Origin of the sequence: Streptomyces sp. WMMC500 (assembly GCF_027497195.1) — a bacterium.
GTDB lineage: Bacteria > Actinomycetota > Actinomycetes > Streptomycetales > Streptomycetaceae > Streptomyces.
Genome location: NZ_CP114905.1, coordinates 8,602,821 through 8,614,341, shown reverse-complemented (window position 1 = coordinate 8,614,341; position 11,521 = coordinate 8,602,821). Strand labels below are relative to the sequence as shown.

8 protein-coding genes are annotated in these 11,521 nt (G+C 68.9%); 5 read left to right on the top strand and 3 right to left on the bottom strand.

The window, feature by feature from the left end:
* From O7599_RS36830 to O7599_RS36815, 4 genes are all read left to right on the top strand, one after another.
* Positions 1-762: hydroxymethylglutaryl-CoA reductase (locus O7599_RS36830; protein ID WP_281619956.1), on the top strand; the 762-nt coding region annotated here is incomplete at its 5' end.
* Positions 763-764: 2 nt separating this feature from the next.
* A complete protein-coding gene (locus tag O7599_RS36825; protein ID WP_281619955.1) occupies positions 765-1,934 on the top strand; it encodes a hydroxymethylglutaryl-CoA synthase in 1,170 nt (389 codons plus the stop codon).
* 1,040 nt (positions 1,935-2,974) lie between these two features.
* A complete protein-coding gene (locus O7599_RS36820; protein WP_281619954.1) occupies positions 2,975-4,012 on the top strand; it encodes a ketoacyl-ACP synthase III in 1,038 nt (345 codons plus the stop codon).
* Positions 4,013-5,397: 1,385 nt separating this feature from the next.
* Positions 5,398-5,718: a MafI family immunity protein gene (locus tag O7599_RS36815; RefSeq protein WP_281619953.1), complete on the top strand. Its 321-nt coding sequence runs from the start codon at positions 5,398-5,400 to the stop codon at positions 5,716-5,718.
* A gap of 446 nt (positions 5,719-6,164) precedes the next feature.
* On the opposite strand, the gene O7599_RS36810 is transcribed toward O7599_RS36815, so the two are convergent.
* Positions 6,165-7,076, bottom strand: a complete 912-nt coding sequence (locus tag O7599_RS36810) for an aminoglycoside phosphotransferase family protein (RefSeq protein WP_281619952.1) — start codon at positions 7,074-7,076, stop codon at positions 6,165-6,167.
* 422 nt (positions 7,077-7,498) lie between these two features.
* On the opposite strand from O7599_RS36810, the gene O7599_RS36805 reads away from it, so the two are divergent.
* The gene (locus tag O7599_RS36805; protein WP_281619951.1) at positions 7,499-8,305 is read left to right on the top strand and encodes an IS5 family transposase; all 807 of its coding nucleotides are present in this window, start codon (positions 7,499-7,501) and stop codon (positions 8,303-8,305) included.
* On the opposite strand, the gene O7599_RS36800 is transcribed toward O7599_RS36805, so the two are convergent.
* Positions 8,247-8,753, bottom strand: coding sequence for a hypothetical protein (locus O7599_RS36800; protein ID WP_281623316.1), 507 nt, complete (start codon positions 8,751-8,753; stop codon positions 8,247-8,249). The two genes, O7599_RS36805 and O7599_RS36800, sit on opposite strands and share 59 nt — an antisense overlap.
* Before the next feature lie 1,938 nt (positions 8,754-10,691).
* The gene (locus O7599_RS36795) at positions 10,692-11,513 is read right to left on the bottom strand and encodes an AfsR/SARP family transcriptional regulator (RefSeq protein ID WP_281619950.1); all 822 of its coding nucleotides are present in this window, start codon (positions 11,511-11,513) and stop codon (positions 10,692-10,694) included.
* Positions 11,514-11,521: the final 8 nt, after the last annotated feature.

Sequence of the window (11,521 nt, the reverse complement as noted above, 5' to 3'; positions counted from 1 at the left end):
GGCTGCAGCCGGTACGCCCAGCTCATCGGCATCCGCCACGAGATCACGGCGAATCTGCTGTTCATCCGCTTCGAGTTCAGCACCGGCGACGCCTCCGGCCACAACATGGCCACCCTCGCCTCCGACGCCCTGCTGGGCCACCTCCTCAAGACCATCCCCGGCATCTCCTACGGATCGATCTCCGGGAACTACTGCACCGACAAGAAGGCCACCGCGATCAACGGGATCCTCGGCCGCGGGAAGAACGTCGTCACCGAACTGCTCATCCCCCAGCAGGTCGTCACCGACGTCCTGCACACCACCGCCGCGAAAGTCGTCGAGCTCAACATCCGCAAGAACCTCCTGGGCACCCTCCTGGCCGGCGGTATCCGCTCGGCCAACGCCCACTACGCGAACATGCTCCTCGGCTTCTACCTGGCCACCGGCCAGGACGCGGCCAACATCGTCGAAGGCTCCCAAGGCGTCACGATGGCCGAAGACCGCGACGGCGACCTGTACTTCTCCTGCACCCTGCCCAACCTGATCGTCGGCACCGTCGGCAACGGCAAGGGCCTGGGCTTCGTGGAGACGAACCTGACCCGCCTGGGCTGCCGCGCCGACGGCGAACCCGGCACCAACGCACGCAGGCTCGCCGTCATCGCCGCGGCCACCGTGCTGTGCGGGGAACTGTCCCTGCTCGCAGCCCAGACCAACCCCGGCGAACTCATGCGCGCACACCTCCAGCTCGAACGCGACCACACGACCGCAAAGGTTGGTGCCTAGGCATGTCCCACCACCTCGGAATCCACGACCTGTCGTTCGCGACCACCGAGTTCGTCCTGCCCCACACCGCACTCGCCGACCACAACGGCACCGACATCGGCAAATACCACACCGGTATCGGCCAGGAATCCATGAGCATCCCCGCCGCCGACGAAGACATCGTCACCATGGCCGCCACCGCCGCCGCCCCCCTGATCGCCCGCCACGGCAGCGACCGCATCCGCACCGTCGTCTTCGCCACCGAATCATCCATCGACCAGGCCAAAGCAGCCGGCGTCTACGTCCACTCCCTCCTCCAACTCCCCTCCGCCACCCGCGTCGTCGAACTCAAACAAGCCTGCTACGGCGCCACCGCCGCCCTCCAGTTCGCCCTCGGCCTCATCCGCCGCGACCCCACCCAACACGTCCTCGTCATCGCCAGCGACGTCTCCAAATACGACGCCGACAGCCCCGGCGAAGCAACCCAAGGCGCCGCAGCCGTCGCCATGCTCGTCACCGCCAACCCCGCCCTGCTCACCATCCACGACCCCTCCGGCCTCTACACCGCCGACGTCATGGACTTCTGGCGACCCAACTACCGCGACACCGCCCTCGTCGACGGACAAGAATCCATCAACGCCTACCTCCAAGCCGTCGAAGGCACCTGGAAGGACTACACCGAACAAGGCGGCCACACCCTCGACGACTTCACTGCCTTCTGCTACCACCAGCCATTCACAAAAATGGCCTACAAAGCACACCGCCACCTACTCAACTACAACGACCGCGACACCGACCACCACACCATCACCCAAGCCATCGGCCCCACCACCACCTACAACAACGTCATCGGCAACAGCTACACCGCCTCCGTCTACCTCGGCCTCGCCGCACTCCTCGACCACACACCCGACCTCACCAACCAACCCATCGGCCTCTTCAGCTACGGCTCCGGCAGCGTCGCCGAATTCTTCGCCGCCACCCCCACCCCCGACTACCACAACCACCTCCACACCACCACCAACCAACACACCATCACCCGCCGCACCACCATCGACTACCCCACCTACCTCCAACTCCACGAAAACACCCTCCCCACCGACGGCACCCACCACACCACCCCCACCCAAACCACCGGCCCCTACCGACTAGCCGGAATCAACAACCACAAACGCATCTACGAAACCCGCTAAACCCCACCCACAAAACCCGCCCACAAACCCGCCCACAAACCCGGCCGGCAAGCAGAACAGACAACACACAAACCAGACCGGCACGCACCAGCCGGACCGGCGTGCGCACCAGCCCACACGAACCGACGGCCAGGCAACACACCAGCCACACCAACAGGCCGACGACCACCAGGCCGACGGGCAGACGGGCAGACGGGGCCGGCAGGCAGACGGGCGACACCAGCCAGACCGCACGGGCCGCCAGGCCGACGGGCGGGCAACACCAGCCAGACCGCACCAGCCGGACCGGCGCACACACCAGGCCACACACAAGGCCGGACCAGCGCCAGGCCAGGCCACGCACCGACCGGACCCAGACCGGGCCGCAGCGCGCGACGGGACGGAAAACGCACCAGCCAGCCAGACCGGCACACAAAGCCGGGCCGGCGCACGAACCGCACCACGCACCACGCACCACGCACCACGCACCACGCACCACGCACCAGTCAGGCCACGCACAGACCGGACCCAGACCGGGGCCGCGGGGCAGGGCGGGGCGCGACGGGACGGGACGCAAAACGCACCACCCAACCGGCGCACCAGCCGGAGCACGCACACGCCAGAGCGCACCAGTCGGCCGCGCACCGCCCAGACCGGGCAGGCGCGCGAGCCACCCCACGCACCACGCAGGCCACGCAGGCCACGCACCGGGCACCGGGCACCAGCCCGGCCGCGCAAGGACCAGGCCGGCGCGCGAGCCGAACCACGCACGGGGCCAGGCCGGCATACGAGGCCGGGCCGGCCGACGGGCCAGGCCACGCACCAACCGGACCGGCACACCAGCCGGACCACGCACCAGCAAGACCGCGCACAAGGCCAAGCCGCACACGCACCGGACCGCGCGCGGGCCGGGCCGCTCAGGGACAGGCCGCGCACCACCCAGGCCGTGCACGGGCCCGGCCGCTCACCGGCCAGGCCGAGCCGGCCGGACGGGCGCGGGGCGGGACTGGGCGGGGCAGGGAACAGACAGTCATCCGAGACCACTCGAGGGGAGGGCACGCATGACCGACATCGGGCCCATCGATATCGACGCCGACGTGCCGGACCGGATCAGCCCCAGCATCGACGTCAGAATCCTCGGCACCGGCGCCTACGTGCCCGACCGGATCGTCACCAACGACGAAGTCGGCGCACCCGCCGGCGTCGACGACGACTGGATCACCCGCAAAACCGCCATCCGTGAACGCCGCTGGGCCGCCCCCGACCAAGCCACCTCCGACCTGGCCACCACCGCAGCACGCGCCGCCATGCAAGCAGCAGGCATCACCGCCGAACAACTCTCCGTCATCGCCGTCGCCACCTCCACCCCCGACCGCCCCCAACCCCCCACCGCCGCCTACGTCCAACGCAACCTCGGCGCATCCGGCACCGCCGCATTCGACGTCAACGCCGTCTGCTCCGGCACCGTCTTCGCCCTCTCCGCCGTCGGCAGCGCCATCCTCCGACGCGGCGGCTACGCCCTCGTCGTCGGCGCCGACATATACTCACGCATCCTCAACCCCACCGACCGCAAAACAGTCGTCCTCTTCGGCGACGGCGCCGGCGCCATGGTCCTGGGCACCACCCGCCACGGCCCCCTCCTCCGCCACGTCGCACTCCACACCTTCGGCGACCTCTCCCACCTCATCGAAGTCCCCGCAGGCGGCAGCCGACACCCCCACAACCACGACACCCTCGACAACAACCTCCAATACTTCACCATGGACGGCCGAGAAGTACGCCGCTTCGTCGTCGAACAACTCCCCCAACTCATCAAAGAATTCCTCCACGAAGCCGGCGTCGAACCCGCCGACATCAGCCACATCATCCCCCACCAAGCCAACGGCGTCATGCTCGACTCCATGATCGAAGACCTCGCCATGCCCCGCGCCACCATGCACCGCACCCTCACCCACTACGGCAACACCGGAGCCGCCTCCATCCCCATCACCCTCGACACCGCCGCCCGCCAAAACACCCTCCACCCCGGCCAACTCATCCTCCTCGCCGGCTTCGGCGGCGGCATGGCCACCAGCTTCGCCCTCATCGAATGGAACTAACCCCACCCCACACCCCCCACCACCACACCCCCCACAACGAACCCGGAAAACACCCCGAACACACCACCGACCGGATTCAGAAAACCACCGGCAAAAACCCCTCCCCAAACAACACCGACACCAACCCACAACACCAACCCACACACCCAAGAAAACGCCGAACAGACCCACAGCAGCAGCAAAACCGGCGCCACGACACGACCGGGAAAACACCGGAACCACCGGGAAACACCGGCACGGCAGCAGAACTCCCTTCGTGCAGGCGTTCTTAAGGGCTACCGAACCACACCCACACCCACACCCACACCCACACCCAGACCCAGAACCCACCGCCGGGCACAGGCGGCGAAAACCAGCAGGACCCACCCGCCACCCCCACCACCGGCCCCCCGGGGGAACACGACCTCCACGGCGCCGAGGACATCACAGACCCAGGCGCCGAACCACGCCGACACCGGACCACACAACAACAGTCCACCAGCACGGCTGCCACCCACAGCCCGACCGAACAGGGACCTCAAACAGCAGAACACGGAGCGCACCGGACTACAGCAGCACCGCCAGGAACCAGAACCCAAGAACCAGGAACCAGGAACCAGGCGTCAGGAACCAGACGTCAAGGAGGGCCGAGGGCCAGACGTCAAGGGGCCAGGCCGAGGGCCAGGCGTCAGGGCCCGGGCCCGGAGCCCGAGAGCCGGGCGCCGGGTGTCAGGGGCCCGGAGGGGACAGTGCGGGCACAGCAGGCGCAGCAACACCACCCAGGAGCACCCCGGGGCAGCACAACAGCCACACCCCCCGGGGGGAGGGTGGAAGCCGCAGACGACACACCCGACACACCACCGACAGCCAACGCACACAACAAGCCCACGCCCCACCCCCCGCACCGCCTCACCGATGAAGCCGGCCCGCCGAACCACGACCTCATCCACCACCACACCAATGCCCCACCTGCCCACCGCCTTCCCCTGACCCGGCGACACCGACCACGACCAGGCACGGACAGGCGACGACACATCCAGCCCCGCGAACCATGCCGGTCAGCGCATCCACCCCCACAGGCGGGTAAAGGCCAGGGTGGGTGACCGCGGTGCTCGGCACGCGTTGCCGTTCGTGGTGCCGGCGTCTCCTCGTCACGGGAGGTTTCCCCGGTCGCCCCGCGGCCCCCGGGGGCAGGTCGGGACAGGGTAGGGCCGGTTTCGCGGGCATGACCCTCCCGCGCCTGCGCGGCGGAGCCGACACCCGTGGACGAGTGGGGCTTGAAGGCGTGACGGCCGGTAGCCGGTAGCCGGAGCGTGCCGGCATCCGCAGCAGGAGGGGTTTGCGTTGGATCCCGGAGGGTTGGAAGTCGTGTGTCCTTGGTGGGGGCGCGGGTAACACTTGGCGTCATGACTGATAATGGTGATGCTCTACGGTCCGGCTGGGATCGGACCCGCGGCCACCTGGATGCTGCCCGGGTCTGTCTCACGTCTGTGCCGGGCATTGATCTCTCGGCGGCGTTGGAGTTCCTGGAGCACAATGAGCTGGGGCTTGCTTTTGATTGTCTGGTCGGTCTGGGTGATGGTCATGATCTGCCTCTGGGTTTTTGGCGGCACTTGGACCGGGCGGCTCGTGAGATGCAGCTCTACAGCGATGCGCTGCACAGGCCCCACCTGACAGCTGCCGACCTCTGCCGACGTCGCCTCGCCGCGGCCTCCGAGCAGGAATGATCCGCCAGCCCGGGCCTTCCGGTCAGCGCACCGGCCGTCCGGGGTTCACGGCCGCCTCGGCGGCCACACACCCCGATGAGCTGGGTAGGGCTGGGTAGGGCTGGACTGGTGGCGGTGTTCCGTCACCAGCCGGAGCGCCACGCACGACCCACACCCAAACACCATCAGCGACTCCGGCACCACAAAGCCCCCACCCGCCAACCACCCCGGACACCGAGACCACAAAACCCGGACCCCAGCCCCGCCACACACCCCCGACCACGCTCGTCAACGAGACCGGCACCGACTCCCACCGGCTCGCGCACACCCAGCAGACCGAGACCGGCTTCGTTCACTTTGAGGGACGGCGTTTGTCGATCAGTTTCAGCAGCAGTCGGTGATCTTCACCGCTGCGGTTGCTCACGAGATAGGACGGCACCCCGCCCCGCGCACCGGCATGGCGTGGCTCAGCGCGGCGCGTCCATCAGGGTGGTGACATAGGCATCCAGCCGCTCCTCCACGGCTCGCGTCGTCAGGTCCTCCCTGCCTGCCTTGCGCCATGCCTGCGCCACCAACTGCACGTCTTGTGAGAACGCCAGCCCGTCCCGCACCCGCCAGTACAGCCGCTCGCTCGCGTCCGCGGCCAGCACCCCACCCGCCTCCTCATACGCCTGGGCGAACCGCAGACCCCAGGCCGGGCCGTGCAGCAGCGCAAGGTTGGTGCAACAGCGCGCTACGTCGAGATCCGCCGGGCCCCAGGAGGACTGGGCCCAGTCGATGACGCCGGTGATCCGGGCGTTGGCCGGCCTTGCGCGCGGTACGTCGAACAGCACGTTGCCGGGGTGGAAGTCCCGGTGCAAAAACCGCCCCTCATAGGGCGGCGCGGGCTTGCGGATCAGGCCGATCGCCGCGGCCCATACCGCCGCGTCGGCGCCCTCCGGGACGACGACGGTGTCGGCGGTCGTCCACGCCTCGTAAGCCCGGGGCCGCTCGGCGGGTCGCAGTGCGTGGATCGCCACGAGTTGACGGGCCAGCAGCGGAATACGCCTGTCCACCTTCTCGTCGGTGAGGACCATCCGACCCGCCAGATGTGTCATCAGGAGCGACGGATACTCGCAATGCACGGCGGCCGGATCAACCGCGACCAGCGCCGGAGCCGCCACCCCCGTCCCCGTCAGCAGGGCCAGGGCGCCGGCCTCCCTGTTCAGCCAGTCCTCGGCGTGCTCCACGAAGAACGGGTCGACGAAGGCCCGCAGCACCAGGTCACGGGAGCCGCCATCCCGTGTGCTGATGGTCAGCCGCCGCATTACGGCAGTGGCGCCGCCGTGCAGAGCCGCGATTCCGACGATCCGTTCACCAGCCGCCAGGTGACGGCTCACCCAAGCCACCGTCAGGGGCCGGACAGTCACCGCCTCCTCGTGATGGACCACCGTGCCACCCCATCATCTGGACCGCGGCACCCACACCTGCATTCAGCGGCACGACCCACACCTTCCTCCCCGACCTACTCGATATCAGATGGTCAAGCACTCACTGGCTGTTCTCTATCCGCTCGGGTGGTCGGTGATGTTCGAACAGGGGCCTGGTGCGGGTGAGTTTGCCGGTGGGGGTGCATGGAAGAAGGGCCTCTTGGTAGCTCGCGGATGTCGAGTCCAGCGAGGAGCAAGAGGCCCTGTTGTCGAAGTGTCGCGTGGTCACGGTTGTCGGGTCCAGTTGGTCCACTCCTGGGTGTGACTGTCTCGCCCACAGGTTCGGGAATGCGGCCGACCGGCCGGGTCGCCGGCCGCGGTACGGCTCGGACATGAGCGATGCCGAGTGGGCTCTGGTGCGGGATCTGCTGCCGGTTCCCGGGTGGCTGGCGGGCCGGGGCGGGCGGCCGGAGGGCTACTGTCACCGACAGATGCTCGACGCGATCCGCTACCTCGTCGACAACGGCATCAAGTGGCGGGCGATGCCGTCGGACTTCCCGCCCTGGCCTCGGGTCTACGCCTTCTTCGCCCGCTGGCGGGATGGGGGACTCGTGGCCGAGTTGCACGACCGGCTGCGTGAGGCTGCCCGCGAGGCCGAGGGACGTGAACGTGAGCCCAGTGCGGGGGTCATCGACTCGCAGTCGGTGAAGGCGGACGCCACCGTCGCTCTCACCTCTCGCGGCTTCGACGCCGGGAAGAAGGTCAACGGGCGCAAGCGGCACCTGCTCACCGACACGCTCGGGCTACTGCTGGCGGTGCTGGTCACGCCTGCGTCGACCACCGACCGGGACGCCGCCCGCGTTCTGCTGCCGGCGGCCCAGGACCGCTTCGGGCGGCTGGCACGGGTCTGGGCCGACGGCGGCTACACCGGCCACCTCGTCGACTGGAGTGCAACACAGCTCGGCATCGCACTCGACATCGTCCGCCGCAGCGACACCGCCCGCGGCTTTAAGGCCCTGCCCCGCCGCTGGGTCGTGGAACGGTCGTTCGCCTGGTGCCTGCGCAGCCGGCGTCTGGTCCGTGACTACGAGCGGCGCACCGACACCAGCGAAGCCGTCATTCTGTGGTCGATGTCCATGCTCACGAGCCGCCGCCTGGCCGCCCGGCACCAGGGTCCTGCTCCGATGCGGGCAGCGTGAATCTGCCCGCCTTCTTCTCGACCAGCCAGCCTCGTTCCACCAGCCGCTTCAGCCGTGCTCTGGCTCCCTCGACACGGGAGGCCGACGCGCTGTCCCAGCCCAGCACCACCGCCGCCCGCCGGGCACCGAGCCCGTCGTCTCCCGCATCGGCCGCAGCAGCCATCAACGCCTGATAGTCCGGCGACAACTCCTCCACTTCACTCGCCTGTCGCCGGTGAGGCACCGCCCGGCGTGGACCGACCGGCTTCCTCCGCGACCCCTCACCGACCACGTCGGCAGGCACGTCCTCCTCAGCCAGCGCCTCCAGATACTGCTCCAGGCCGATCACCCGGCACCAGTGCACCTCTTCCGCCTCCGCCAGAGCCGCCCGCACCCGTTCCAACTCGGCTTCGAGCTGCTTCACCTCCGCGGCCGCGGCCTTCCGCCGCGTTTCCAAAACCGCCCGCATCGACGGCATCCGCCACCTCCACGACATCTCACCCGGCAACGAGCCGAGACTCCCGCAGCAGCAGCTACTTCATGCCTGACCAGCAAAGACCTCACACGAGGTTCGGAAAGAGAACGACCTCTCAGGTGCTGTCAAAAACTCGTGAACACCGCCACCCAGCAAACCAGGCGCCTCCCAAACCCCCACCCACCCGCCCGCCCCCACACACAGCCAGTCAACCGTCACCACTGGAAACCCCCCACCCAACCCCACTCGTCCACGGGTGTCGGCTCCGCCGCGCAGGCGCGGGAGGGTCATGCCCGCGAAACCGGCCCCACCCTGTCCCGACCTGCCCCCGGGGGCCGCGGGGCGACCGGGGAAACCTCCCGTGACGAGGAGACGCCGGCACCACGAACGGCAACGCCTGCCGAACACCGCAGCCACCCACCATGCACGACCCACACCCAGACACCATCAGCGACTCCGGCACCAAAAAGCCCCCACCCGCCGACCACCCTGGACACCGAGACCACAAAACCCGGACCCCAGGCCCCCCCGACCACGCTCGTCAACCAGCTCGCCGAGACCGCCGACGAACCCCAGCCCACCAAAACAACCGCCCACCACGACCGCGTCGATCCTTCTACATCAACGACCCGGGCTACACGCAACTCGACCAGCGCGGCGCCCCACTCCTCATCCAGGTTCTGACAGAGCATGAGGAAAGCCGCCCGTGGCCATCACCTCGAACAAACCGTTCACGAGGCCGCACCCACACACCCACCGACACCCAACCCCGCACGGCCATCCCCGACCAGCCGACCCACGGCGCCAACCTCATCCAGACACACGCGCACCAGACACGGCGGGATCAGCCATCACCGCCGGAAACCCGCCCACCGGCCACCGACCCCGGCCACACCTCACGCGCAAGCCGACGCTCCCCCTCCGACAACGGAACACCCACACACAACCGCTCCGGATGACCCACCGGCAACCCACCCCCCACACCCGCCACACCCCGACCACCACCGCCAACGCCACCGCGGCCGCGGTCCGGCACCCTCTCACACCCCGGCGCCAAAGCAAACTCATACACCAACGGCCCCACAAACAACGACCCGAAACCCACCAACGCCCGCCACACCGACCCCACCACCCCACTCACACCCCACCAACCACCAACCAAGCACCGCCGGCCAACCAACCGCCAACCAACCGCCGACCAGCCCGCCCCAGCACAACCAGCCACCACGGCCGACAACCCCGAATCAACCCGCCACCCGCCCACCGACCGGTCCACCAACCCACCAGCCCACCAGCTCCCACCAGGCCGCCAACCGCCAACCAGCCAGCCCCACCGGCCATCGACCAACCAAGCCCCGGACCAGACCCCGATCCCACCAGCCCACCGGCCCCGCCTCCACCGGCCACCGATCCCACCGGCCACCGATCCCACCCGACCCGAACCCACCGGCTCCCGGCCCCGGTTCCAACGGCCACCAACTCCACCCCCACCAGCCCCCGGACCCCCAGCCGCCGAACAGCCAGCCCGGCCCCCGGACCGGCCAAGTCCCACCGGACCCCGATCCCACCAGCCCACCGAACCCCAGGGGGGCCACACCCGCAGGGGCCACAAGGCCACCAGCCCCGATTCCCCGACCGGCCGGCCCCGATCCCACCGGGCCACCGGCCAACGAGGCACCGCGCCACCCACCCCGGCCTGCCAGCCCCTGTCCCACCAAGCCCTCAACGAGCCACCAGCCCCAGTTCCACCGGACCACCGGGCCGCCCGGCCCACCCGGGCCCCACCGGGCCACCGGGCCACCGGGCCACCGGGCCACCGGGCCACCGGGCCACCGGGCCACCGGGCCACCGGGCCACCGGGCCACCGGGCCACCGGGCCACCGGGCCACCGGGCCACCGGGCCACCGGGCCACCGGGCCACCGGGCCACCGGCTACGCCGCGTACCGGTCGAACGTCGAACCACGCCGCGGACCCGCCACCACATCCAACTCCGGATCCACCGCCAACATCGCCTGATGCAAACGCTGCAACGGCGGCGACGGCTCCACACCCAACTCCTCAATCAACCGCGCCCGCAACCGCCGATACACATCCAACGCCGACGCCTGCCGACCCGACCGATACAACGACAACATCGCCTGCGCATGCAAACCCTCATGCTGCGGATGCCGCGCAATCAAATCAGCCAACTCCGCAATCAACTCCCCATGACGACCAAGCCGCAAATCCGCATCAATCCGCCGCTCCACCGTCACCAAACGCGACTCCTCCAACCGCATCACCTCAATCTCCATCACCGGCCCCAACCGAACATCCACCAACGCCGGCCCCTGCCACAAACCCAAAGCCTGCCGAAAACACCGCGCCGCCCGCTCATCCTCCCCCCGCTCAAAAGCCTCCTGACCCTCCCCCACCAACCGCTCATACGCAAACACATCCACCGACTCCCGCGGCACCTGCAACACATAACCACCATGCCGCGTAGCCAACACACCCTTCGCCCGCTCCGACCCCCCAGCCCCCAACGCACCACCCAAACAACGCCGCAACTGCATAATATAAGTCTGCAACGTCGTCATCGCACTCGGCGGCAACTCAGCCCGCCACACCTCCTCCATCAACATCGACACCGGCAAAACCCGCCCCGGATACAAAGCCAACAACGCAAACACCTGCCGCGGCTTACCCGCCGACGGAACAACCGACCCCCCATTCACCACACCACACAACGGACCCAAAACCCGAATCTCCACAACACCCT